This window comes from Lysinibacillus sp. UBA6686, from assembly GCF_002455205.1.
GTDB classification, from domain to species: domain Bacteria; phylum Bacillota; class Bacilli; order Bacillales_A; family Planococcaceae; genus Lysinibacillus; species Lysinibacillus pakistanensis.
Genome location: NZ_DKJS01000051.1, coordinates 1 through 25446 on the forward strand (window position 1 = coordinate 1; position 25446 = coordinate 25446).

Below are 25446 nucleotides of genomic sequence, written 5' to 3' on the forward strand. Positions count from 1 at the left end.
TTTAAATATTTTCTTCCTTCAAAAGTAAGGTAAAAGCACATTACTCACATTTTATGCATAAAACTACTTTATAACTTTACATAAAGTTACTTATTGCTGACGCTTCTTTCGAATAGGAAATGTTACCAAAGCTCAATTTTGCGCAAAATAGTGGGTTAAGACTTCAATTTATCACTATACTTTTATGTGAAATACCAGAAGAAAATACGATGTGCAGTGGTTGGTTGGAGTATAGACTGAATGACTTCTCGGGGATTCAACGTCACAGATAAGATCTGGAGCTTCACAGCGCGAGTGAAGCGGCTCATCGGATGTCCCCAGAAAAGCACTCAGTCGGAACGGAGATCAACCCCTCGTTTTGAAAAAGGGCTATACTTTTTAATTTGTCACCTTAATTTCATTGACATAATAGTATTTCAACAACATGAGAAAACCCGAAGTACCTATACTTCGGGTTTTCTATAATATTACTGATAAGCTTTTAAAAGTGCCTGTGTACCATATTCACCATAGCCCTCTTCAATAAGCTTCTCATACATTTCATAAGCAAGTGCTAAACCTGGTAACGATATCCCCATTTTTTTAGATTCATCTAAAGCAATTTTCATGTCCTTGACAAAATGTTTAATATAAAAACCAGGTGCGTAATCATCATTAATCATACGAGGTGCTAAATTACTTAAAGACCAGGATCCAGCAGCACCAGAAGCAATCGATTGTAATACTGTTGGTAAATCAAGTCCAGCTTTTAAACCATAAGCTAATGATTCACATACACCAATCATCCCAGAAGCAATAACAATCTGATTACACATTTTAGCATGCTGTCCTGCACCTGCTTCACCTTGATAAACAATATTCTCACCAAAATGTTTCATGACTGCTAATACTTTATCAAATGTAGCCTTGCTGCCGCCAACCATAATGGATAGTGTACCATTTTGAGCACCAATATCCCCCCCAGAAACAGGTGCATCTAACGCTTCTACCCCAATCATTTGAGCATGAGTAAAAATTTTCTTCGCTAATGTCGGCTCTGAAGTAGTCATATCAATCAAGATATTGCCTGTTTCAGCAGATTGAAATAATCCATTGTCTCCAAAATATACTTCCTCTACATCTGAAGGGTATCCAACCATTGTGAAAGCTAAATCCTTATTTTTAAATGCCTCTGCTGGAGAGCTAGCCCAAGTTGCACCTAATGCTACAAGTGCTTCAGCTTTTTCTTTAGTTCTAGTATAAACCGTTACTTCATGACCATTGTGTAATAAATGCTTAACAATACTAGCACCCATAACGCCTGTACCAATAAATGCAATACGTTCTTTTCCCATATGTAGCGACTCCTTCTTATTCCATGCTAGCCATCCATTGAAAATGAATGATTAACACTAATTGTTATCTTTTCAGTGTAGTGGAATAAGTGCAATAATTCAAACTCTTCTTAATGTCTATTTATACGATTAAACAAAAAAGAGAGCAAGTGATGGGGTATCACTGCTCTAAAGGGGGAAATGAGAATGTTGCTGTGTTCAATATAAGTATTCCCCGTTAAATGTTTTTTAAACATCTTTTTTAAAGTTTATACTCTGAATACTGGAACATTCTTTTATTCTTCTTGATCTTCTTCTTCCTCAAATGCTGTCTGTCTATAATAAGTGTTCATTAACTGATCTAATCTGCGACTCAGTTGAATGGTTTTTGCGTTTTGTAACCCGTTTTCTACACCTGAGCGAATCATCATCTCACGAGTTTGTTCCATTTGTTTCAAGAGTAGATTGACCATTCATACAACCCTCCACATACAAATAATCATACCATTATTATACATTTATATTTCATTTCTTACAGCATTAACTTCCGACAATGTTCGACAAATTAACTTCTAGGAATTTCCTGATAAGTGTAAATCACTAGCCCATTTTGTTTGGCCTCTCCACGAAAATGTTTGAATAAAGGGTGTTTTACCAGTACTTCTCGGAATTCATAAAATTGTTCCTTATCAATTTCTATACTGTTAATTTCCCCATTTTGTAATTGTTTAAGCATATTTTCGTATTTATCCATTTATTCTATTCCTTTCTTCTAAATCATTTTGTGTAATAAATTATGAATTATTCAAAAAAAGCTTTACGTTTCCCTTTTTTTAATGCAAACTGTATATTATTAGTCGATGAAGGAGCTGACTGTCTGTGAAAATAGCTGAAGTTGGAAATATTATCGAGTTTAAAAATGGTCTGCAAGGTATTGTTGAAAAGGTAAATGAAAATTCGGTAATTGTAGATTTAACATACATGGAGAATTTCGATTCTCTAGAGATTGAAGAGAAAACAGTTGTTAACCATAAACGATACAAAATTTTATATACTAATGAAGCTTAATAGTCTGAATAGTCCCTATTTGTCTTTATAGATGATATGGGACTTTTTTTTTGATAAAATTAAAGCATGGAGGTCGAATTATGCTTACAAATTCGAAACAAACAATATTATTTCTCCTTTCTTTATTATTCGTTTATGGCATGCTGGCTTTTACCTTTGCTAATCAAGCAGTATTTTGGTACTTGTATGCATTTATTTTGCTTGTATGTATTGCAATCTCCATTTTAGCCGGTAAAATCGAAGATCAATTACCTACATGGCAATTCCTACTCTTTGGTATTGGATACGGTACAATCACATATGGTATCATTCGCTTGGGTTATTGGCTTGCACCATACATCAATGATTCGTTAGTACAATCTGTTCAAAATTTTTTAACAAACTATGGACCACAAAATATTTGGCACTATATTTTACTTGTATTCATTATAGCTATTGGTGAAGAACTATTTTGGCGCGGATATGTTCAACAACAGTTAAAACGCTTTATGCGTCCTGCTGTAGCAGTTATTGTAACAGCTATTTTATGTGCCATCTCCATTGCCCTAAGCGGTTTTATACTTGGTATGGTTGCCGCACTCATAGCAAGCCTCATTTGGGGCTTTTTATATGAATGGCGTAAAAGTATGCCACTTGTTATTGTAGCCCATGTAGTTTTTGTACTATTATTATTTTTAGTGTTACCTTTAACATCATAACATTAAAAATTGGAAACATTTTATCTTTACCAACGTTTAATTTAGAAAAGGAGGGCATTTCATGCAAAAAAAATTATTCTCATTACTTGCATTATTACTAACAGCCGTTTTATTTGTAGGATGTAATACTACTGACAAATCAGAGAGTTCAGGTGCTCAAAATAATGAGCCATCAAATACTTCCAATGAACAAAAACCATCTAAGGATAACACTGCAGGTGAAGCGCAAGAAACGCCTACATCAAATGATTCAAACACAGATACTTCTACTAGTCCACAAAAAGAGGTTAAATACGTCCAAAAAGGTGTAGATAAAACTGAAAAGGCAAGTGAATCTAAAAGCGTTGAACAAGGCTATAAAATGCAACAGCTACCTGGATTCACACTTACTCAAGAAGAACCAGGTAAAGATATGTTAGTCTCAAATGAAAATGATGAAGTATTTATGCGTATTGAAACTGTAGATGCTTCTCAGGCAAACTTTAATGATGTTAAAACTTCTTTGCAGGATCATATGAATGCTGTCGGGGAAACAGTGGCATTAACATCTGAGGAACTTTCAGCATTTAAGAATGTAACAAATATCGAAGGCTATGTGGTTGATTTCGATACAGAAAAAGTAGTTGGGGTTGTTTTTGAAAAAGATGGCTTAATTACAAAACTAATAATCCATGATAATGATGAATTAGACTTAACAGATGCAATGCTTAATATGGCGGCAACAATTTCAAAACAATAAATATGAAAATAAGACTGTAGACGAACTAAAAAGTTTGCCTACAGTCTCTTTGTTCATAAAAACACCCCAAAGCAATAAAGAACTAAAAAATTCACTTTTTGTCTTTTTAAAATTAAAAAAATCGATTTGCATGACAATTTTTACGGCAAATCGACTTTTTCAGTGCCCTTAACAATCGGGTACTTCTTAATAAGATAAATCTTTAATGGACAGCCCTAATTTTTTCAACAAATTGATGGCTTGATCTTTTTCCTCCACAGATAACACACTCACTAGCTCATGCAAATGACGCTCATGCTTTGGAAATAACTCACTCATAAACGCCTCACCCTTCTCAGTAATTTCTGCATAGGTAACTCGGCGATCTGCTGGACAAGAGACACGTAATAAATATCCTCTTTTTTCGAGCTTGTCAATGACATACGTAATAGACCCACTGGCTAGCAAAATTTTATTGCCAATTTGCTGTAAAGGTTGTCTTCCTTTATGATAAAGAAGCTCTAATACGGCAAATTCAGTAGGATTTAATCCATTCTCTTGAAAGAATGAATGAGTTGTCTCGTTAATCGCTTTATGTGCACGTGATAATACAATATATAATTTTAAAGATTGCTTTAAATCTTCTGACGTCATATCCTTTTCCTCTCAATTCGCTCTTTATACATGCCATTATAGCGATTTTAGAAAAGCATTGTCAAAAGCAATATCTAAATTCGTGCATTTTAAAGCATTTATGCAATCATTTATACTCTCCTTATGTTACTAAATAAGCGGAGTCCTTCGACGATACATCCACTGCATCCATTTGATTAAATGTGTAAATGGGGAATTGCAGGTGGAAGCATGTCCCCTTCTGTAACTCACTATTCACACCAATTAACCCTTCATGCTCTTCTATCACTTTTTTCACGAAAGCAAGGCCTAGTCCTGTCCCTGTTGATTTAGTCGTGTAAAAAGGCTGGAATAAGTTTTGAAGGGTACTGCTATCCATACCATTGCCTTCATCTTTAATCATTAGTTCAACCATCGTGCAGTCAATGACATTCATTTCTATCGTGATTGTTCCACCATTATTCATGGACTCCATCGCATTTTTGATGAGATTCATGAAAACTTGCTTTAAGCGATTTTCATTACCGCCAATATAAGCTGCTTGATTAGCAGAAGAAATATATTGAATCATAATATTTTTCATCAAAGCATCTGGAAGCATAAATTCAATCACTTGCTTCACAATATTGTCCAAATCTAATAATTCCACCTTCATACTTGTTGGCTTGGACAATACTAAAAGCTCGGATAAAATTTGTTCCATCCGTTGGAGCTCACTGTCAATAACAGATAAATACATTCGCGATTCTTCATCAGCATTCAGCTTTAATAATTCCGTAAAGCCCTTGAGTGAAGTCAATGGATTCCGAATTTCATGGGCAATGCTAGCTGCCATTTGACCAACCACATTTAAAGCCTGCTGATGCTCCACTTTATGTTGAAGTTGTTTCTTTTCTGTTTCATCATTAATAACTGTGATAATAATATTGTTGTATTCATCAAAAACACTAGAAATTTCATAATAGCATGTTCTACTAACTTGCGTTTCATCAACAACATGAATACTTGCATGTTTCTCACCCATTAACTTTGAAAGATAGGATGTAATTTGTCCCTTTTTCATTGTAAATGAGTCAAAAATATGCTGATGTGCTTTATGAAGAAGCTGCGTTTTTTCTAATTTTAAATACATTTCTGCATACTTATTGAGCCCAAGAATTATCCCGCTAGCATCACTTACTATGACAGCATATGGTAAGTGGTCGTATGCATTGAAAGACTGTGACCTTTCCTGCTCCTGACTAACATATAACCTATGGGCAACATCATTATTTAATGTTGATATTTGGGCAACGATTTCCCCTGTATTTGGATCATAAAAACATTTGAAGGACATCATCTCAAATTCGTTACCTGCAATACGAATATTAAAGATTTCTTCAGATCTCAGGTCGTTTTGTAGTTGTTTGACAAACTTCGCCCATTTTAGATTGGATGGCTCGTCCATTGCTAAATAGCCAATATACGTTAAATTCAGGTTAAAAAGTTTTATAGCAGCTTCATTAACGTTTAAAATTTTTCCTGCTTTATTCAGAATAAGTGTTGGTGACGAAGTACTTTTCATAAGATTTCCAAAACATTGATTAATATCATTTTGCTTCAACTTTCTCACCGAACCTTTCAAAAGAGTAAAAAACCTCTAAATTGAATTTTGAGCCTTTACTATACTTTATGACTGTACGATTCTATTATTACAAAATTTAGTAAATTTAAGTATTTAAAATTATTTCACGAACCGTTCACAAAATAAATAGGTAAAAAGGATTATATTGTATGATAGCTACTTGACTGTTACAATTAGATGTTGAAAGGAAGATTATTGAATGAATACTATTTTAACTACTTTAAACGCAAAGTATATTCACACAAATTTAGCATTGCGTTATTTAAAAGGAGCTGCTTTACCAGAATTCAATCCAATTATTGCAGAATACACAATTAAAGATCCCTCTTTTAATATTGTATCAGATTTATTTCAAAAAAAACCTGATATTGTAGGATTTAGTTGCTACATCTGGAATATTGAAGAAACTATTCATGTTATTAAAATGTTAAAAACTGTCTGCCCTGATGTTAAAATTTTGCTGGGAGGACCTGAAGTTTCTTATGATGTCCACTATTGGTTACGTAGGGTTGAAGAAATTGATTTTATTATCATGGGTGAGGGCGAGACATCTTTTAAACAATTACTTCGCTATTTACATGGAGATATTTCATTAGAGGATGTACCAGGGATATGTTATTTAGAGGATGGTAAAGTAAGAATTCACGCTCAGCCTCCAAAGATAGACTTACGAGAATTGCCTAGTCCATTTCGTTTTGAAGAGGATATTCCACACCTCAGCAAACGAATACAGTATATTGAAACAAGTAGAGGATGTCCGTTTAGCTGTCAATTTTGTTTATCTTCTATTGAAGTAGGGGTTCGTTACTTTAACCGTGAAAAAATAAAAGAAGACATTCGTTTTTTAATGAATAATGGTGCACGTACAATTAAATTTGTTGACCGTACTTTTAATATTAGTCGTAGCTATGCTATGGAAATGTTTCAATTTTTAATCGATGAGCATAAGCCAGGTGTTGTCTTTCAATTTGAGATTACCGCAGATATTATGCGTCCAGAGGTCATCCAATTTTTAAATGATAACGCCCCAAAAGGTTTATTCCGTTTTGAAATAGGCGTACAATCCACAAACGATTTAACAAATACACTCGTCAAACGCCGTCAAAATTTTGAAAAGCTAAAGCGCACAGTGACCATGGTAAAAGATGGTAGGAAAATTGATCAGCATTTAGATTTAATTGCTGGTCTGCCTGAAGAGGATTATGGTAGCTTCAGACAAACTTTTAATGATGTTTTTGCAATGAGACCTGAGGAATTACAGCTTGGGTTCCTAAAGCTTCTGCGCGGGACAGGGCTTCGCCTTGAAGCTGAAAAATTCGGCTATACTTATGTGGATTTAGCACCCTATGAGATTTTCTCTAATAATGTCTTAAACTTCGATGATATTGTCCGTATTAAACATGCAGAGGATGTACTTGAGAAGTATTGGAATGATCATCGTATGGATCATACAGTTGAATATCTAGTAACGGAAGTTTTTGAAACACCTTTTGATTTCTTCCAAAATTTCGGAACTTATTGGGAATCAAAGGGATGGTCCCGAATTGGCCATCAACTTGAGGATTTATTCCGTCGTTTATTAATGTTTTTAGAAACAATAGAAGGTGTGAATATAGATATTGTTAAAAGCTTAATGCAACTTGATTATCTGATGGTACAGCAATTCCAGCCTCGTAAACTATGGTGGAAGGAACGTCCTACTGAAGAACAGCAAAAAGCAATTTACAATGCCTTGCGTGAAAACCCTTCAATAGCGGGAGAAGCATTCGCTAATTTCAATTTATCAGAAAAAGAATTATTTAAACATACACTTGTAGTACCACACCACTTGGATTACCAAAATTTCACAAAGGGCAAAATTGTACAAAAAAACGGCTATCTATTCACATATTTCCGTCATGGACAAGCCCCGTACTTTGCGTCCATCCATTCTATATAATTAAAAACGCTAATCCTATAAAATCAACATTAGGATTGGCGTTTTTCTATTCTTAAAGAATTCTTAAATTTCCCAAACCTATTTAACTCTTCAAAAGTTAACCATAATGAACAGACAAACAGGAAGTTCACTTCTGTTACTTTCCCTTAGTAAGGGTAGCACAAATAACCCAAAAATTCTTAGTGCTAAATTCTTAGCTGAAGAACATAATCATCTTGTAATTAATACCCATTTCAATAATAATACACTCGGGATAAATAATTTTAAATTTTTTGACATTTTAATGAAAATTGTTTTTTAGCGATTTTTCTATTGCCTTTACCAAGTTAAAAAAGAAACCCGAATACACGTTAAATATACTTTTTAACGTACACTCAGGTTATGACAAAACCCTGTTACCCAATAATTACACGTTCCTTTGGATAATGATAGCTTGATTTTTTACCTCTTCCTCCACCACCAAGAGTATAAAGGAAGGAAATTAAGCCGACACGACCAACAAACATCAAAATAATAATGATAATTTTGCCGACTATTGATAAATCAGAAGTAATTCCTAATGACATGCCACATGTACCGAATGCTGAGGTAATTTCAAAAATGATTTGTATCAGTGAAGCATGCGGCTCAGTAATAAGTAAAATAATAGTCGCAACCAAGACCATAAAGAAAGCTAACAAAATAACAACAAACGAGCGAAAGACATCAATTAAATGAATTTCACGTCCAAATACTTGAATATCCTCTCTTCCTCTTGCAAAGGTAATAAGGAATAGGATAGCCATGGCGAATGTTGTTGTACGTATCCCACCACCAACTGAGCTAGGTGAAGAACCGATAAACATTAGGAAACTCATAAAAATATCTGTTGCTTCACTAAATGTTGTTACATCATATGTTGTAAGCCCTGCTGAGCGTGTCGAAACCGAATGAAACATAGCAGAAAACAGCGCCTCATGCCAAGCCATTCCCTTAAAAGAATGAAATGATTCAAGCAGAAAAATTACGACAGCACCAACTACAAATAAAATTGCATACGTGGAGGTAGTAATTTTTGTAAATAAACTGAATCGGAAATTTGCATGACGATTCATTAAAAAAGTTTTTACTTCTATAAGTACCGGGAAGCCTATTGCGCCAAGGACAATTAAGACCATCGTAATCAATTGAACAAAATAATCGTTATGAAACGGTAGCAAGCTCATTCCTGTAATATCGAAACCACCATTAGTAGTGGCGGAAATAGAAGCAAAGACACCATGTAGAAAAGCTTCCTCTAACGTATCGAAATAATTCGTAAAGTGTAATGTTAGTATAAATGCACCTACAACCTCAATACCGATTAAGATTTTTAATATTTCCCGAATTAATTGAACTACGCCAGATAAATTATATTGGTTATGGTCTATCATAATTAATTGTCGCTCACGCATGCCTATTTTTTTCCCAACCAATAACCAAACAAAGGTACCGAGTGACATAATGCCAATGGCTCCAAGCTGCAGAATAACAAGCACCATTACGAGTCCAAAGGTTGTATACGTCTCTGAAATATTAAATGTGGTTAAACCCGTTACACTTACTGCGCTTACTGCTGTAAACAAGCTATCTAATAACGAAACTTTCACACCTTCTTGATGAACGCCCGGAAGTCGTAGTAACAGGAAGGAAATGGCTATGGCTATAAAATAATAAGATACTAGTACCTGAAACGGCGTTACAAGCCTATTCGATGATTTTTTCCAAGGCACTTTCTTAACTCCTTCCATACTCTAAACTCGATAGATATTAGTATAGAAAAAATACGTCAAAAAAGAAAGAGGAATAGATATGACTATTCCTCAAAAAGTTAATGTGTATGTTGTTTATTCCTTACACCTACTAAGTAACCAACTAGTGCAATTGCTACTAGTACAACCCAAAAAGTTACCTCCCACGCTGTAGAATGAGGGAACTCTACTGGTAAAATGCCTACTTTTTCGTGTGACAATGTTAACACAACAAGCTTGACACCTACCCAACCAACAATTAAAAATGCAGCCGTTTCAAGTGAAGGATAGTCATTTAATACTTTTACAAACCATTGTGCAGCAAATCGCATCATGATTACACCAATAAATCCTCCAAGTAGCATCACTGCAAATTGACCGCCATTGATACCACCAATATCAAAATGCCCTAGTTCTGGTAGTGTGACCGCTATAGCTACTGCTGCAAGCATAGAATCGATAGCAAATGCAATATCCGCAGCCTCCACCTTAAGCACCGTCATCCAGAAACCACTGCCTCTTTTTGTTACTTTCTCATTCGTTTCGTCTGTTGAATCCTCTTTATGGCGTAAATCATATATATTTTTCCCTGACATGAATAATAAATATGCTGCTCCTAGTGCTTGAATCTGCCAATAATTCACTAGCACTGTAATAATAAAAAGCGCTGAAAATCGGAAAATTAATGCGCCAAATAATCCATAAAATAAAGCCTTTTTTTGTTGATCACGCGGTAAATGTCTCACCATTACAGCCATTACAACTGCATTATCTGCTGCTAATAATCCTTCTAAAACAATCAGTACAATAAGTACCCACCCATACTGTAATAAAATTGCCTCCATGTAAGTGCCTCCTCTACCTCTGTATACCCAAATTAGTCATTACTATACAGGTACAAAAGAAAAGACCTCTGCCCTATGAAAAGGCAAAGGTCTCGCTAAGTAAATCAATTACGCCTTGGCGTAATTGGCAGATGTCACGGATTTTCATTTCATCTCACCACCTTTAGAGGTGGCGTCTTCTGTATCTGCCGCAATGCTTACGCGCATAAAACTTTCGATACAAAAAACATTTGCTGAATGAAGATAAATCCCTTCTATCAGAAAATTTCAACTCCAAGCTAGAAAGCATAGAGTTATTTACTATCACACCCGATGGTAAATACCATGTCTTGACGAATGTGAAACCAGCTACAACGCTCGTATCTGTTAGCTACTCCCCTTTGACAAAATGTCGAAGGTGTTCTTCTGTAAAAAATATTATAGCACTAACATGAAAGCGTGGCAAAATGATCTATCTACTAATTCATCTTCATAGCAAAAAAGATAAAAGACTAATTCTATTTTATCTGAATTTGATAGTTTTTTTCTTCTTTATGCGCTAAATAGAAATCAATCATGATAGGCATCGTATCTATAAAATCAGGACATGTAATCCCACCCTTTGTCAAAATTGCTACTGCTTCCGTTGTATCAAAGTGAGCATTCCACGTTAAATAGTCTAACGTTTCCTGCTCTACCCCAAGTTTTTTTCGAATAAATGGCACTCGCAAAGATACTTTTGCTAGAATCAATGGTAATTGTCCCTTAGGAGATTGACTCGTTAATAATTTCACCATTGTCTGGTATACTTCTTGAACAGGATGTGGATTCGGATCTGTTAAATGCAAGGTTTTCCCTTCAGCACATTTTTCATCAACAAGATACGTTGAAGCATTAATAATATAATCTACTGGAACTACATTAATTGTTGATGTAGATTGACCGATATACGGAATAAAAGGCAACCATTTTAATTTATCTACCATATTTAAAAAGAAGTAAGGTCCATCAAATTTGATTGTTTCTCCTGTTTCGGAATGACCACGCACAATACCAGGTCGAATAATCGTTAATGGAATTTCTGATTTTAAATCTTCTACACGATGTTCAGCTTCATATTTTGTTTCCTCATAATAGTTTTTAAATGCAGGAGGACGAACGAGTTCATTTTCTTTTAAAACACCTTCACGTGTACCTGCCACATAGGCTGTACTAAAGTACATATAACGTCTTAAATTTGGAAGACTTCGAACAAAATCATTGACCATTGTTGTACCATGCACATTTACCTTCCAGGCTATATCACGTGGGACTGCTAAATCATATATGGCTGCTAGGTGCCAAAGCACTTCTATTTGAGGTACTACTTCCTGTACTGTTTGATTTTCTAGTCCAAGATTCGGTAATGTAATATCTCCCTCTACTATACGAATCAAACCATTTGGAAACTCCGCAATAATAGAATCTTTTTCAATATTAGCCTTCACTAATTCTCCTGCTAAAACGATAACTACAACTTCCTGTGCCTGATTTTTTCGAAATATCTCCCTTATCAATTGACTTGAAATGAATCCTGGAAAACCTGTAAAAAAATGAACTCCCATCTCTCAATTCCCCCTGAGCCTACCGTATCTTCCGAGTTTCTTTATCCATTAAGCTATAAACAGTCGGTACAATATATAATGTCAGCAAAGTCGATGTGACAAGGCCGCCAATAACTGCAATACCCATAGGCTGATTCATCTCTGTTCCTTCACCAAAGCCTAGTGCAAGTGGCAGCAAACCTAAAATGGTCGTGAGCGCCGTCATTAAAATTGGGCGAAGTCTATCCTGAGTAGCAAGTAAGATCGCATCATAGGTCCCCATTCCTTTAGACTTTTGCTGATTAATATAATCTACAAGCACAATTCCATTATTAACGACAATCCCTACAAGGACTAATATACCGATAACAGAGGTCACTCCAATAAGCGTATTCGTCATAAACATTGCTATGGCAACACCAATAATCATTAACGGTACCGTAAACATGATTACAAATGGATGCTTAAATGATTCGAATTGTGCTGCCATTACGATATATACGAGCACTACAGCTAGTGCAACGGCTAAAAGCATATCATTGATAGCACTATCATAAAGTTCACGATCTCCACTAAAGACTACCTGGGTTTCAGAAGGTAACTTAGCCTTTTGTAATGCTTGGTCAACTTTAGCCGAAATACCGCCTAAAGATTCCTTCGTTTCATACTCCACAAAAAATGCTACAGCAGCCGCTTGATCAGAGCGTCTAATCGATACGGGTCCTTCTTGAACAGCAACAGTAGCTATATCCTCAAGCTTTACAAATAAGCCTGCCGGAGAACGTAACTGCATAGATTTTAAAGATTCAATGCTATTATTAAAGACATGTCCAAAGCCTGTATAAACCGGTAGTACCGCACCATCCTCTGCAATGATTTGTGTTGTAAGTTGACCCTTAGTCATTTGATTGACCAGTTGTGCTATTTGTGCAGGAACAAATCCGTAATCTTTTGCCCTTTCTCGGTTCACCTCGACTTGAATTTCTTTTACAGTGTTATCTAAATCTGTGGAAACATTTGTGACAGCACTTACCTTCAAAAGCTCCTGTTGCACTTTATTGACTGCACTATGAAGTCGTTGTTCATCAGAATCGGTTAATCTAAATGTCAATGTATTTGGGGATGAGCCAGTTGATGTGGAGACATTAAAGGTGATTTCTGCCTGTTCACCAAGCTCAGTATGTAAATCTTGCTCAAGCTCCTCAACAAATTCAAAAATTGAACGTTTTCTATCTGCTAAAGGAACTAGCTTTACATAAAGCTCTGCCTGATTGGCACTTGTTTGTCCGCGAGCCTGTGATTGCTGTGTACCACCAACTAAGCTGACATAAACATCCACATCCTTCTCCTGTTTTAGCCGATCTTCAATTTTCGCAACTATTTTCTCCGTTTCTGATACAGCAACACCCTTTTCTAGATTTACACTAATTGAAGTAAATCCTTCATCGGTCGATGGTAAAAACTCTGTACCGATTCGCATAAGACCAAACAGTGCGATGCCAAAGCAGACGATTGTTGAGATAAGGACAAGCATGCGATGTCGCAATACCCAAACAATGGAAGCTCTATAGTTTTTATATAAGATTGACTCATTACGTTTCTCATAAATGCTAACAGCTTTTATTTTTAAAAGACGGCTAGCAAGCATTGGAACAACCGTTAATGCAACCACTAAAGATGCAATTAAACTAAAGGAAATGGTTAAGGCAAATTCTGTGAAGATCTGTCCTATTAATCCCTCAATAAACATGACAGGAATAAATACCGCAATTGTAGTAAGGGTGGACGCGGTGATAGCAAGTGCTACCTCTTTCGTTCCTTCTTTAGCTGCTACTATAGGGCTCTTGCCAATTCCTAGATGACGCTCAATATTTTCAATCACAACGATGGCATTATCTACAAGCATCCCAATCCCAAGCGCTAATGCTCCCAATGTCATAATATTGAGGGAGAAATTCGCAAAATACATTAAAACAAATGTGACAATTACTGAGTATGGAATAGCAATACCTATAATAATAGGACTTTTCACGCTACGTAAAAAAACAAAAAGCACGAACATTGCGAATAAGCCACCTAATAGTAACGAGGACCCAATATTGCTAATCGCTAAATCTACATAGTTTCCTTGATCTGTTAGTACATCAGCAACAATGCCTTGATACTGCTTCTTTGCTAATAATTCATTTAACGCATCTTGAAAGGCCTTTGATACCTCTGCTGTATTCGCACCTGACTCCTGTAAAACAGACATTAATACAGCTGGATGGTTATTTGCTCGCGTTGTCGTCATGGATCTTTGCTCTACACGTTCAACAGTCGCTACCTCCCCAACTGTCAAGGCTTTACCATCTAATGGATTTACTGAAACAATTAAATCAGCAATGTCTTTAGGTGTACTTAATGTGCTCAGGATACGTGTAGTTAGCATTTTTCCATCGTTAGTTAACACGGGCTCCCCTGGAAGAGACACATTGTTGGATTGAATGATTTGGATTATATCCGCTTGCGTTAAGCCTTTTTCAACTAGCTTTGATTCATCTAAAGTTAGTTGAACTTCTTCTACAAGCTTACCAGAAACATTTACACTTGCGACTCCTGCTGTTCGACGAAGCTCTTTTTCTAAGTCCTCCGCCAATAATCGTACGTCTACATCATCATTTTCTGCACGAAGCGAAAGCTGTATAATCGGAAATTGGGATGGGTCAAACTTTAAAAAGCTAGGCTTCTCAGCATCACTCGGTAAGGGGGTCATATCAATTCGCTGTAAAATATCAAGCTGTACATCTTCTATATTGGTTGACCAATTAAACTCAAGTACAATTAAATTGGATCCTTCTTGCGAGGTAGACTGTAGTTTTTTTATACCTGGTAGGGTTGCGAGCGTTGTTTCTAAAGGCTTGGTTATCTTTTCATTGACTTCTACTGGACTCGCACCAGGATAAGAAGTAACAACGACACCTATAGGTGGATGTAGCTCAGGTATTAGCGTAATTGGTATTTTTAATAATGAAACCCCACCTAAAATAATGACAAATAGCATCGTAACAATTGTAAAAACAGGTCTTTTAATTGAAAAATCACTAATGTTCATTTTTTACAAACTCCTTCTCTATCTTCCTTCCTATGATAACCGAAAAGGAGAATATTTTATAAATTAGAAAAATCTAAATCCATTTTTGCCGATTCTTAGTAAAGGCTAGAAGTTACAAAGGATGGTTAATTTTCGCTTAAAAACATGTCGCTCGACTTTTAGTGATACACTACATTTCCTAATACTGTATATATTCTACACATTGCTCTAATTTTCCTTGTAAAAAAACACGAATCGCAAAATTGTCGATTCGTGTTAGTTATTTATAAGAGACTATATAGTTTAATGTTTTCGTTTTTATCAGCAAACCAACGCATAGCAAACTCATTTTCAAAGAGGAAAACAAAATTATCAAAGCGATCTTTTACAAGCATAGAACGCCCTGAAGACATAGATTCCTTTACATCCTCTTCATTTTCAATCCATCGTGCTATTTTTGAACCAATTGGCTCCATCTTCACTTCAACATTGTATTCGTTTTTCATGCGATGTTCAAAAACCTCAAATTGCAACTGACCAACAGCCCCTAAAATGACTTCTTCGGTATGCAATGTTTTATAGTATTGAATAGCGCCTTCTTGAACTAATTGCAAAATCCCTTTATGGAATTGCTTTGATTTCATGACGTTTTTCGCTGTTACACGCACAAATAACTCAGGAGTAAATTGTGGTAACTTTTCAAATTGGAATGTTTTCTTTCCACCTACAACAGTGTCCCCAATTTGATATGTTCCAGTATCGTATAAACCGATAATATCGCCAGCTACAGCTTCATCTACTGTTTCACGATCATCTGCAAGGAATTGTGTAGATTGTGTCACCTTGAACGATTTACCTGTACGAGATAGTGTCATATTCATACCTCGTTCAAATTTTCCAGATACAATACGAACAAAAGCAATACGATCGCGATGGGCAGGATTCATATTAGCTTGAATCTTAAAAATAAAGCCTGAAAATTCCTCATATTCAACAGGATCAATAAACTGTTCATCTTCAGTAATTCTAGGCTGAGGTGTTGGTGCAAATTGTAAATAGGTTTCAAGGAATGTTTGAACACCAAAGTTCGTTAATGCAGAGCCAAAGAAAACTGGCGTTAATTCACCACGACGAATCTTTTCCTCAGAATAAGCATTCCCCGCTTCGTCAAGCAGCATAATATCATCCATTGCTTGCGAATAATAAGAAGTCACCTTCATAGGATGCTCAACTGCAAGTTCTCCATTTTCATCAATAGGTAAAAAACGTTCTTCTTCATCAGTACGGAATTGCTCGATACGTTTATTATAACGATCATAAATACCCAGAAACTCTTTACCCATACCAATTGGCCAGTTCATTGGGTAAGCGTGAATGCCCAGTACCTCCTCAAGCTCTTCAATTAGCTCGAGTGGCTCTTTCCCTTGACGGTCCAGTTTATTGATAAAAGTAAAAATCGGAATACCACGCATTTTACAAACTTTAAAAAGCTTTAAAGTTTGTGCTTCAATCCCTTTGGCAGCATCGACAACCATAACAGCACTGTCTACAGCCATTAAGGTACGATACGTATCCTCTGAGAAATCTTGGTGACCTGGAGTATCTAAAATATTGACACGAGAGCCATTATAATCAAATTGCATCACGGAGGAAGTTACAGAAATCCCACGCTGCTTTTCAATTTCCATCCAGTCAGATGTTGCAAACTTACCTGTTTTTTTCCCTTTTACTGTACCAGCATCACGAATCGCACCACCGAATAGTAAAAGCTTTTCTGTTATCGTCGTTTTCCCAGCATCAGGGTGACTGATAATGGCGAATGTCCGACGCGATACTATATCTTTTTCTAAATTTGAATTCATCTCGTCATTCTCCTTTTTTCATACTTACTAATAATAAAAGAAGACTTGCCTTTCGTACAAGCTTTTTACATGAATTCCCGAAAAAGAAAACCCCTTAGTGACTACTAAAAGGGTTCCTTTAACATTCATCAGTATGCCTAAAATATTGAAATTGGTAGATTATCGTTTTGATAATCTCAAACAAACACCAATAATGGGGTATCCATTATACGAATTTTAATCGACCCGCTTCAATAGCAATCTCTGCATCGCTATGTGGATATTTTGTATTCTCAATAATCTGGTAATCCTCATGACCTTTACCAGCAAAAATAATCATATCTCCTGGTTCAGCAATTTCAATTGCATGACGGACAGCCTCTGCACGATCTCCAATACAAGCATAATTTTCATGAAGCATCCCTTTGGCAAGGTCACCTGTTATGCTATTGTAGTCTTCGTAGCGTGGATCATCTGTCGTCAAAATCACATAATCCGCTGCTGATGCCTTTTCCGCCATTGCCGGGCGCTTCGATTTATCACGGTTACCACCTGTACCTACAAGGAAAATAAGCTTCCCTTTTTTATACGGCTGTGCTGCTGCAATCGCCTTTTCAATTGCATCTGGAGTATGTGCATAGTCTACAAAAATTTGCACTGGTAAATCTGAGCAAACTTTCTCCATACGTCCTTTTACTGGCGGCAATTGCTCGATCTGCTCAATAATCGTTTCCATAGAGTAACCTCGACCATAAAAAGCAACCATTGCAGCAAGTACATTGTAAATATTAAATTCACCTAATAAATTCATTTTTACACGGAATATCCCTTCCGGCATTTCGACATCAAAGGAAGTCATGTAATCATGATACTCGCAATTAATAGCTCGGAAATCAGCTGTTTCATTTATGAGTCCATATGTCCACACTGGGAAGGGTGTCATTGCAGCATAGCGCTCTGACCATTCATCATCAGCATTTAACACCACAAATTTATTTTTTTCTAAATCTTGTCCAAGTTGAGAGAATAGTAAACCTTTTGCATGGCCATATTCCTCCATCGTACCATGGAAATCAAGATGATCATGTGTAAGATTTGTAAAAATAGCTACATCATAATCAACGCCAGCCAAACGCCCTAATGCTAAACCATGGGAAGAAACCTCCATTGTCATAAGACGACAGCCTTCCATTTTGGCTCGGAAAATCATTTGCTGTGTCGATAAAGCATCACTTGTCGTATTAGCAGATTCATATAAAATACCATTTAAATTAAAGCCAATTGTTCCAGTTAGTGCAGACTTTTCGCCCATACCGTGCATAATATTCTGAATAATCCCTGTAACTGATGTTTTGCCATTTGTTCCTGTTACTCCAATCATCGTTATATCCTTTGAGGGATAATCAAAGAATTTAGCAGCAAGTAAGCCAACAGCTCTATCAGTATCTTTCACAATGACCTGTGCTATTGCTTCTCCTAATGGTAATTCACGTTCAGTCACTATTATTGTCGCGCCACCCTCAACTGCTTTTTGTGCATAGTCATGACCATCCACTGTGTAGCCCTTTATACAAACAAACATGCTATTCGGTTGTACACTTCGAGAATCCACCACAATATCACAGACCTGGTCTGGCAACACTCCAATTATTTTTTTCAAAGGTAATGCACTTAACAATTCCTCTGCATACATTTCATAGTCCTCCAATCAATCTCAACACTCATTTTATCATCCTTTGTTTTTTCGACAAAAAATGACAAGATGAATTCCCCCACATTCTATTGAATTTATTTTACTACTTATTTCTCGATAAATAAAATGTCTCATGAGTCGTTTTCTAAATGAAAACGCTATCATTTTAATATAAAGTTAATAATCCGTCGAAATTGGCCTTTCTTATTAAGAATCGCCAATTATCGACAACAATAATTCAAATCAACAAGAAAAATATGGTCATTGGAGGATTGAGCAAATAAAGCAGAGAGGTGTCTAGATTTTATAGTCTGACACCTCCATCTGCTATTTCATAATTGTTCGGACAATCTTAACTTTTTGTTTATAAGGAGGGAAGAGCACGTTCGTTTCCAGTTTTGAAGATTTTTTTAGAATAGATTTCGCATGTGTAAAATTTTCAAAGCTAGCCTTGCCATGATAAGCCTTTACTCCTGACGGCCCAACACCACCAAATGGGAGATGTAAATTTCCAACATGTGTAATTGTATCATTAATGCAACCGCCACCAAATGGCAGTTCCTCTAAGAAATACTGGATAGCCTTGTCATGCTCCGAGAAAAAATAGGCGGCTAAAGGCTTTGGTAATTGGCGAATTTGATGAATGACCAGTGGTAAATCATCATACATCATGACAGGTAGGATGGGACCAAATAGTTCATCCTGCATGGAGGGATTTGACCACTTCACGTATTCGATAATGGTAGGCTCAATATATAGATCATCACGATCTGTTCTTCCCCCAAATGTTATAGCATCTCGTTCCTCCTTTAAAATTTTCTGAAGGCGGTCAAATTGTCTTAAACTTACGATACGACCGTAATCGGGACTTTTCAATGCATTTTTCCCATAAAAAGAACGAATGGTATCCTTTAATACTTTCACAAATTGATCATAGATATCTTTATGGACTAGCAGATAATCTGGCGCCACACATGTTTGTCCAGTATTTGTAAATTTCCCCCAAACAATTCTTTTAGCCGCCACTTCTAAATTAGCTGTTTGATCGACAATCGCAGGGCTTTTTCCCCCAAGCTCTAAGGCAATTGGTGTTAATCTTTCCGCTGCTGCCTTGGCAACCACTTTACCTACTGCCACACTACCTGTAAAAAAAATATAATCAAATGAGGCATGAATTAAGGCAGTTACTTCCTCTTTTTCCCCCTCCACAACACGAACATAAAAGGGATGGAATGTTTCTTCAATTATTTTCTTTACAATTGCCGCCGTATGCACAGATGTTTCTGATGGTTTTATTATTGCTGTATTCCCTCCAACAATAGCTCCTACTAATGGCTCCATAACAAGCTGGAATGGATAATTAAATGGACCAATAATTAGGGTTACTCCATAAGGTTCTCGCACAATAAAGCTTTTTCCCATCTGATATTGGATGGGTGTTTTTACAGCTTCTGGCTCCATCCATTCTTCCACATGCTTCACCATATATGAAATACTATCTAACACAATACCAATTTCCGTTGCATATGCCTCAAATTCACTTTTTCGCAAATCTAAATATAGCGCATTTAAAATTTCTTTTTCGTATTTTAAAATCGATTTCTTTAGTTTAATTAATTGTTCTTTTCGAAATTTAGCACTTTTCGTTGCTCTTGAAAAATAAAATTGACGTTGCTCTGTAATCATATTTTCCACATCTTGTGTCGTAAAATTCACCTTAACGCACCCCTTTTTTTAAAATGGTATACATAGTTTTTTCATTTCGAAACAAACTATCATTGTCTATACGATACAACATTGAAGACAAAAATTCCTCTTTCTAAAAAGGTGGTGTTAATGATTTGATGTGTGAGGATGTTTTACTTTTTTGATTTTTGGAAATATACAACTACATATTTGAAAATTGAAACGGGGGCGTAGATGAATGACAACAACAGGAACATGGTGGGAGTCAATTTTTTCAGGACCATTAGCACACGGTATTTGTGAAGAAAAAATATTGCTATTGCAAGATGAGGCTTTCTTATATCTCTCTACAACACCGACAGAGAAAGATGATGAGTCTGAAGTAAATTAAAAATGGCGCATTATAGGATTTATTTCCTATAATGCGCTATTTTTCGTACTTCATACATTTTCTTTAATTAACTATCACTAATTGCTGAATTTGCTTTAACTCTATATCTAGTCGCTGAATGGCTTCTTCTTCAATTGCAAAGCCTCCATTTTCAAGTCGAATAATTTGTTGATCCAAAATATATACAGAATGTGCGATAGTTGTCGCCCCTAAAACTGATAAAATGGGTTTTAATGCATATTCTAATGCAAGTAAATGACCAATAGAGCCGCCCACAGCAATCGGCAAGATAAGCTTTCCACGCAATGCCTTTTGTGGTAACAAATCAATATACGTTTTTAAAATACCTGTATATGAAGCTTTATATATCGGTGTCAAAACTACAATGATGTCCGCCTCTTCTATTTGCTTATTTTCAGAAATAATAGCCTTACTTGTAAAATTGGCTGTTATCAAATCCTCTGCAGGTAATTCGTATATAAAATTATTATGGACAGCTATCCCCTGTGCTTTAAAATAGTTCTCTACTTTATCATGAATTGCCGTTAAACGAGAACTTTTTGAATTACTTCCATTAATAATCACTGCTTTTGTCATCCTGACCACTCCCCTTAATAATAATCTCCTAACATGTTGACTAAACTTTTCCTCTATATCGAATGGAAAATGACTCAAAAATAATAAAAAAGCCTCTATATTTACAAAATGAAAATTCACTTTGTATTAGAAGCCTCTAGATGTCTAGTCAACTTAAATTAAAATACCTAGTAATCCTATAAATTTAATTTATCACAAAAACCTACAAAGTCAATAGGCTTTTTTAGCAAAAAAATCTACATTCATTATTTTTAATGAATGTAGATTTTATAAGTTATTGATGGATAGCTTTATCAAAAATACCTTTTGCTGCATCACCAATATGCTCAGATACGGTTGGATGCGGGAAAATCATTTTTGCAAGCGTATGTGCAGTACCACCAGCATTTTTCGTTGCCAAAATTGAGTTTAGTATTTCTGTTGCCCCATCAGCGACTACACATGCACCTAAAATATGTCCTTCTTTTTTTGTAGCAATTAGCTTCACAAAGCCCTCTGTATTTCCCTCCATTAGTGCCTTAGAATTGGAGTGAACAGGTATTTTTATAACCGTACATGGCACCTTCACTTGATTTTCTAATAAACCAAATGTCGCGATTTCAGGATGTGTATAAACACAACGAGGAATAGCATCTTGGTCCATTAATAACGGTTTATTCCCTAAAATATGGTCGATTACATGAATACCCTCTGCACTAGCTGAATGAGCTAGCTGATAGCCACCAACTAAATCACCTATTGCGTAAATATGTGGCTGACTTGTTTCTAGGTGCTCATTAACAGCAATTAAACGACCATCAAATGCTAGTTCCAATTGCTGAGCTATTTCTGTATTTGGACGTCGACCTGTCGCAAATAAAAGATTTTCATATGTATAAATTCCTTTAGATGTATGAATTTCATTGTTTTTAAAATGGTTAAATTGGAAATTCGTGACAAGCTCAATACCAAGCTTTTTCATTTTTTGTCGAATTAAAGGTCTTGCGTCTGGCTCTTCTGTCTGTAAAATATCCTCACTATGATTCAGCATTGTTACCTTTGTTCCAAGTGGGGCTAAGCTAAATGCCATTTCTACTGCAATAACACCTCCACCAATAATAGTTAACTGTTTTGGTAGCTCATCAATACTAAAAAAAGTATCTGTTGTATAGTAATTAGCTGACTCTAGACCTTTGAATGGTGGTACAAATGGTTTGCTTCCTGTCGCTAAAATAATATCCGTCGCAGTAAAGATTGCGTTTCCGACAGTTACGGTCATATCCTTAGCAACTGAAGCTTCACCGCGATAAAATGTAATATGATTGCTTAAAATATAACCCTCAATATTTGCTAAAAGTTCTTCAATCAAGGAGTCCTTTCGCTGCATTAACCGTGGAAAATTCACATTTACCTCAGATGTTTCAATTCCCCAGTCATTACCACGTTTTATTTCCTGCACAAGCTTACTATGCTCCAGCAAAATTTTTGAAGGGATACATCCAACATTGTAACAGGCCCCTCCTACTTTATGACGTTCCACTAAAGCAACTTTCTTGCCACTTTTAGCTGCATAAATAGCTGCCACATAGCCACCAGGACCTGCGCCAATAATTGCAATATCAAATTTTTCCATAAATTTCACCTCATGTACCACCATATCACTTACAAAATTTGAATGCAACGGCATTTCATTCGCAGTTGGAACTGTAAGGATAGACGAATTTTTACTGGCGATCAAAGAGTGAGGAATAGGAAAAGTAGTAGTAAAAAAAGTCCCTCATCTCCTGGCTTGAACATGAGAGACCTATTAGGAAATAATCGAAAAAAGAAACATGCAAATATGGTTTACTCGACTTTTCGTTCATGAATTGAATAAATCTGTTCTTGTAGATTAGTCTCGATAGGTTAATAAATATTGCGCTGCCAAAAACGTTGCTGGGCAATGGCATCTACATATTTTTTAGCAAAATCTTTATTACCTGTTGCCAGCACAATCCCTGGTCCTACATTTGCATTAGACATATTAAAAAATGTAGTTCCCGTTGTAGCAATACCAATTGGCTTATAATGTCTATATGATTCGTTCATGTAGTTAACAATATGTGTATTGAACCTTGCCTGATTATTTGCCTTTACACCTACAACGTACAATGAATCAAATAATACTGCATCGGTTGTAATAAATGTTTCACTTGCGGTTAATTGTACACCATTACTACTAGTCACTACCCCTAGCCTATCTGAAATAATACTATATCGCACGCCTTGTCTCGTTAAATACTTCAGCACTTCTCCCACCTCATTAGCATCAAAACCATCACCAATTAGTACTCCAACCTTTAGTGTTTGAGGTACTTTTATCGTATTTGCTTGGCTCAGTGCTGGGGAAGATGCTGAAACATTGATTTGTTCACCGGTTGGTCGATTGACACCAACATTATCCGCTATTGTCGTTGCCATCGCTTTATCCACTCGAACAAACATATCGACGACCTGCTGACGTACAGATTTACTTTTTACTTTTCCTACTTCAAAGCTAAAGGCTTCTATAATATGCTGCTTTTCAGGAGGCGACATACTATTCCAGAATAACCTTGCCTGTGAAAAGTGATCATTAAAGGATTTACTTCTCGCTCGCGTAATACGTCCTTCCACCTTTTCCTCATAGTGGACATAGCCACCCTCCTTTGCAGTAGATGTTGAGGGAGTATTATTTGCCAAAGAGTTTTTATGATAACTGACCCTTCCTAAATTGATGGTTTGTCGACTAAAGCCATTACGTTGATTGTTGTGAATTGGGCAAACTGGTCGATTAATCGGTATTTCTACAAAGTTAGGTCCACCTAGGCGAATAAGCTGTGTATCTAAATAAGAAAATAGACGCCCCTGTAAAAGTGGATCATTGGTAAAGTCTATACCTGGTACTACATTTCCTGGATGGAAGGCGACCTGTTCTGTTTCAGCAAAAACATTATCCACATTACGATTCAAGGTCATTTTGCCAATTTTTTTCACAGGCACTATTTCTTCAGGCCAAAGCTTAGTTGCATCTAAAATATCAAAATCAAATTTAAATTCATCCTCTGGCTCAAGCATCTGCACACCTAGCTCAAATTCAGGGTAATCACCAATTTCAATTGCCTCCCATAAATCACGTCGTTGAAAATCTGAATCCTTCCCACCGATAATTTGTGCCTCATCCCAAACCAATGAATGAACACCTAGCACAGGCTTCCAATGAAACTTCACAAATCTTGATTTCCCTTTTTCATTGACGAAACGGAATGTATGAACACCGAAGCCCTCCATCATACGAAAGCTTCTAGGTATTGTTCGATCTGACATATGCCACATAATCATATGTGCGATTTCTTGATTATTCGCTACAAAATCCCAGAATGTATCGTGGGCGGAGGCAGCTTGTGGCATTTCATTATGCGGCTCTGGTTTTACTGCGTGAATTAAATCTGGAAACTTAATGGCATCCTGAATAAAAAAGACAGGTATATTATTTCCAACTAAATCATAATTGCCCTCATCTGTGTAAAACTTTGTGGCAAACCCACGCACATCGCGAGCTGTATCCATCGAGCCTAGACTTCCAACGACCGTGGAGAACCTAACAAACACAGGCGTTTTCTTGCTAGTATCCTGTAAAAAGTTAGCTCTCGTATATTCTTTCATCGACTCGTACAATTCAAATTCACCGTGAGCAGCATAGCCTCTCGCATGAACAACACGCTCAGGGATACGTTCATGATCAAAATGGGTTATTTTTTCTCTAAGATGAAAATCCTCCATTATTGTTGGGCCACGTACCCCAGCTTTCAACGAATCCTCATCATTCGAAACTTTAAGTCCCTGATTTGTTGTCATCTTTGTTCCTTTATTATCGACACGAAATTGCTCTAGCTGCTGATCCTTTGCATTCTCCTCCAAATCTTTGCGTTGATTCGACTTAGATTTATCCACACAATCCCCTTTCATTTCCATACTCATAATTCTCAATATACACTA

Annotated in this window: 20 protein-coding genes; 5 read left to right on the forward strand and 15 right to left on the reverse strand. The window is 36.2% G+C overall.

Going from position 1 to position 25446, the window contains the following annotated elements:
* Nucleotides 1-467: 467 nt before the first annotated feature.
* From B2R82_RS13170 to B2R82_RS13180, 3 genes are all read right to left on the reverse strand, one after another.
* The gene (locus B2R82_RS13170) at nt 468-1334 is read right to left on the reverse strand and encodes an NAD(P)-dependent oxidoreductase (protein WP_286925302.1); all 867 of its coding nucleotides are present in this window, start codon (nt 1332-1334) and stop codon (nt 468-470) included.
* A 275-nt stretch (nt 1335-1609) separates the two neighbouring features.
* The gene (locus tag B2R82_RS13175) at nt 1610-1762 is read right to left on the reverse strand and encodes a Spo0E family sporulation regulatory protein-aspartic acid phosphatase (protein ID WP_414674127.1); all 153 of its coding nucleotides are present in this window, start codon (nt 1760-1762) and stop codon (nt 1610-1612) included.
* A 116-nt stretch (nt 1763-1878) separates the two neighbouring features.
* Nucleotides 1879-2067, reverse strand: a complete 189-nt coding sequence (locus B2R82_RS13180; protein WP_054770112.1) for a hypothetical protein — start codon at nt 2065-2067, stop codon at nt 1879-1881.
* Nucleotides 2068-2192: 125 nt separating this feature from the next.
* Here B2R82_RS13180 and B2R82_RS13185 point away from each other — a divergent pair, with 125 nt between their 5' ends.
* The 3 genes from B2R82_RS13185 (at nt 2193) to B2R82_RS13195 (ending at nt 3818) form a co-directional block, all read left to right on the forward strand.
* On the forward strand, nt 2193-2381 hold the full coding sequence (locus tag B2R82_RS13185; protein WP_054770113.1) for a YkvS family protein: 189 nt from the start codon (nt 2193-2195) through the stop codon (nt 2379-2381).
* Nucleotides 2382-2461: 80 nt separating this feature from the next.
* The gene (locus B2R82_RS13190) at nt 2462-3079 is read left to right on the forward strand and encodes a CPBP family intramembrane glutamic endopeptidase (RefSeq protein WP_286925303.1); all 618 of its coding nucleotides are present in this window, start codon (nt 2462-2464) and stop codon (nt 3077-3079) included.
* Nucleotides 3080-3140: 61 nt separating this feature from the next.
* Nucleotides 3141-3818 carry a hypothetical protein gene (locus tag B2R82_RS13195; protein ID WP_286925304.1) on the forward strand — a complete coding sequence of 226 codons (678 nt, stop codon included), beginning with the start codon at nt 3141-3143 and terminating at the stop codon, nt 3816-3818.
* 186 nt (nt 3819-4004) lie between these two features.
* Here the strand turns inward: B2R82_RS13195 and B2R82_RS13200 are convergent, their stop codons facing one another.
* Nucleotides 4005-4451: a MarR family winged helix-turn-helix transcriptional regulator gene (locus B2R82_RS13200; RefSeq protein WP_054770115.1), complete on the reverse strand. Its 447-nt coding sequence runs from the start codon at nt 4449-4451 to the stop codon at nt 4005-4007.
* A gap of 121 nt (nt 4452-4572) precedes the next feature.
* The gene (locus B2R82_RS13205) at nt 4573-6042 is read right to left on the reverse strand and encodes a PAS domain-containing sensor histidine kinase (RefSeq protein ID WP_286925305.1); all 1470 of its coding nucleotides are present in this window, start codon (nt 6040-6042) and stop codon (nt 4573-4575) included.
* Nucleotides 6043-6253: 211 nt separating this feature from the next.
* Here B2R82_RS13205 and B2R82_RS13210 point away from each other — a divergent pair, with 211 nt between their 5' ends.
* Nucleotides 6254-7993: a B12-binding domain-containing radical SAM protein gene (locus B2R82_RS13210; RefSeq protein ID WP_286925306.1), complete on the forward strand. Its 1740-nt coding sequence runs from the start codon at nt 6254-6256 to the stop codon at nt 7991-7993.
* A gap of 395 nt (nt 7994-8388) precedes the next feature.
* Here B2R82_RS13210 and B2R82_RS13215 read toward each other — a convergent pair whose 3' ends face one another.
* From B2R82_RS13215 to B2R82_RS13245, 7 genes are all read right to left on the reverse strand, one after another.
* Nucleotides 8389-9744, reverse strand: coding sequence for a TrkH family potassium uptake protein (locus B2R82_RS13215; protein ID WP_283870947.1), 1356 nt, complete (start codon nt 9742-9744; stop codon nt 8389-8391).
* A 98-nt stretch (nt 9745-9842) separates the two neighbouring features.
* Nucleotides 9843-10607, reverse strand: a complete 765-nt coding sequence (locus tag B2R82_RS13220; RefSeq protein WP_286925307.1) for a TerC family protein — start codon at nt 10605-10607, stop codon at nt 9843-9845.
* A gap of 497 nt (nt 10608-11104) precedes the next feature.
* Nucleotides 11105-12190, reverse strand: a complete 1086-nt coding sequence (locus B2R82_RS13225) for an SDR family oxidoreductase (RefSeq protein ID WP_286925308.1) — start codon at nt 12188-12190, stop codon at nt 11105-11107.
* Between the two features lie 19 nt (nt 12191-12209).
* On the reverse strand, nt 12210-15263 hold the full coding sequence (locus tag B2R82_RS13230) for an efflux RND transporter permease subunit (RefSeq protein WP_286925309.1): 3054 nt from the start codon (nt 15261-15263) through the stop codon (nt 12210-12212).
* 263 nt (nt 15264-15526) lie between these two features.
* Nucleotides 15527-17104 carry a peptide chain release factor 3 gene (locus B2R82_RS13235; RefSeq protein ID WP_286925310.1) on the reverse strand — a complete coding sequence of 526 codons (1578 nt, stop codon included), beginning with the start codon at nt 17102-17104 and terminating at the stop codon, nt 15527-15529.
* A 205-nt stretch (nt 17105-17309) separates the two neighbouring features.
* Nucleotides 17310-18776 carry a UDP-N-acetylmuramoyl-L-alanyl-D-glutamate--2,6-diaminopimelate ligase gene (locus B2R82_RS13240; protein WP_286925311.1) on the reverse strand — a complete coding sequence of 489 codons (1467 nt, stop codon included), beginning with the start codon at nt 18774-18776 and terminating at the stop codon, nt 17310-17312.
* A gap of 327 nt (nt 18777-19103) precedes the next feature.
* Nucleotides 19104-20492 (reverse strand): aldehyde dehydrogenase, encoded by a 1389-nt coding sequence (locus B2R82_RS13245; protein ID WP_286925312.1) that lies wholly within the window; start codon nt 20490-20492, stop codon nt 19104-19106.
* 208 nt (nt 20493-20700) lie between these two features.
* Here B2R82_RS13245 and B2R82_RS13250 point away from each other — a divergent pair, with 208 nt between their 5' ends.
* Nucleotides 20701-20853, forward strand: a complete 153-nt coding sequence (locus tag B2R82_RS13250; RefSeq protein ID WP_283870940.1) for a hypothetical protein — start codon at nt 20701-20703, stop codon at nt 20851-20853.
* Nucleotides 20854-20916: 63 nt separating this feature from the next.
* On the opposite strand, the gene ssuE is transcribed toward B2R82_RS13250, so the two are convergent.
* From ssuE to B2R82_RS13265, 3 genes are all read right to left on the reverse strand, one after another.
* Nucleotides 20917-21450 carry an NADPH-dependent FMN reductase gene (gene ssuE, locus B2R82_RS13255; protein ID WP_286925313.1) on the reverse strand — a complete coding sequence of 178 codons (534 nt, stop codon included), beginning with the start codon at nt 21448-21450 and terminating at the stop codon, nt 20917-20919.
* Between the two features lie 274 nt (nt 21451-21724).
* Nucleotides 21725-23062 (reverse strand): dihydrolipoyl dehydrogenase, encoded by a 1338-nt coding sequence (gene lpdA, locus B2R82_RS13260; RefSeq protein ID WP_286925314.1) that lies wholly within the window; start codon nt 23060-23062, stop codon nt 21725-21727.
* 272 nt (nt 23063-23334) lie between these two features.
* The gene (locus B2R82_RS13265) at nt 23335-25416 is read right to left on the reverse strand and encodes a catalase (RefSeq protein WP_286925315.1); all 2082 of its coding nucleotides are present in this window, start codon (nt 25414-25416) and stop codon (nt 23335-23337) included.
* Between the last annotated feature and the right edge of the window lie 30 nt (nt 25417-25446).

Bases quoted from the DNA above. Each gene is read 5' to 3' on its own strand.
- B2R82_RS13170 (WP_286925302.1), bottom strand. From the start codon at position 1,334: ATGGGAAAAGAACGTATTGCATTTATTGGTACAGGCGTTATGGGTGCT.
- B2R82_RS13175 (WP_414674127.1), bottom strand. From the start codon at position 1,762: ATGGAACAAACTCGTGAGATGATGATTCGCTCAGGTGTAGAAAACGGG.
- B2R82_RS13180 (WP_054770112.1), bottom strand. From the start codon at position 2,067: ATGGATAAATACGAAAATATGCTTAAACAATTACAAAATGGGGAAATT.
- B2R82_RS13190 (WP_286925303.1), top strand. From the start codon at position 2,462: ATGCTTACAAATTCGAAACAAACAATATTATTTCTCCTTTCTTTATTA.
- B2R82_RS13195 (WP_286925304.1), top strand. From the start codon at position 3,141: ATGCAAAAAAAATTATTCTCATTACTTGCATTATTACTAACAGCCGTT.
- B2R82_RS13200 (WP_054770115.1), bottom strand. From the start codon at position 4,451: ATGACGTCAGAAGATTTAAAGCAATCTTTAAAATTATATATTGTATTA.
- B2R82_RS13210 (WP_286925306.1), top strand. From the start codon at position 6,254: ATGAATACTATTTTAACTACTTTAAACGCAAAGTATATTCACACAAAT.
- B2R82_RS13220 (WP_286925307.1), bottom strand. From the start codon at position 10,607: ATGGAGGCAATTTTATTACAGTATGGGTGGGTACTTATTGTACTGATT.
- B2R82_RS13225 (WP_286925308.1), bottom strand. From the start codon at position 12,190: ATGGGAGTTCATTTTTTTACAGGTTTTCCAGGATTCATTTCAAGTCAA.
- B2R82_RS13230 (WP_286925309.1), bottom strand. From the start codon at position 15,263: ATGAACATTAGTGATTTTTCAATTAAAAGACCTGTTTTTACAATTGTT.
- B2R82_RS13235 (WP_286925310.1), bottom strand. From the start codon at position 17,104: ATGAATTCAAATTTAGAAAAAGATATAGTATCGCGTCGGACATTCGCC.
- B2R82_RS13240 (WP_286925311.1), bottom strand. From the start codon at position 18,776: ATGTATGCAGAGGAATTGTTAAGTGCATTACCTTTGAAAAAAATAATT.
- B2R82_RS13250 (WP_283870940.1), top strand. From the start codon at position 20,701: ATGACAACAACAGGAACATGGTGGGAGTCAATTTTTTCAGGACCATTA.
- ssuE (WP_286925313.1), bottom strand. From the start codon at position 21,450: ATGACAAAAGCAGTGATTATTAATGGAAGTAATTCAAAAAGTTCTCGT.
- lpdA (WP_286925314.1), bottom strand. From the start codon at position 23,062: ATGGAAAAATTTGATATTGCAATTATTGGCGCAGGTCCTGGTGGCTAT.
- B2R82_RS13265 (WP_286925315.1), bottom strand. From the start codon at position 25,416: ATGAAAGGGGATTGTGTGGATAAATCTAAGTCGAATCAACGCAAAGAT.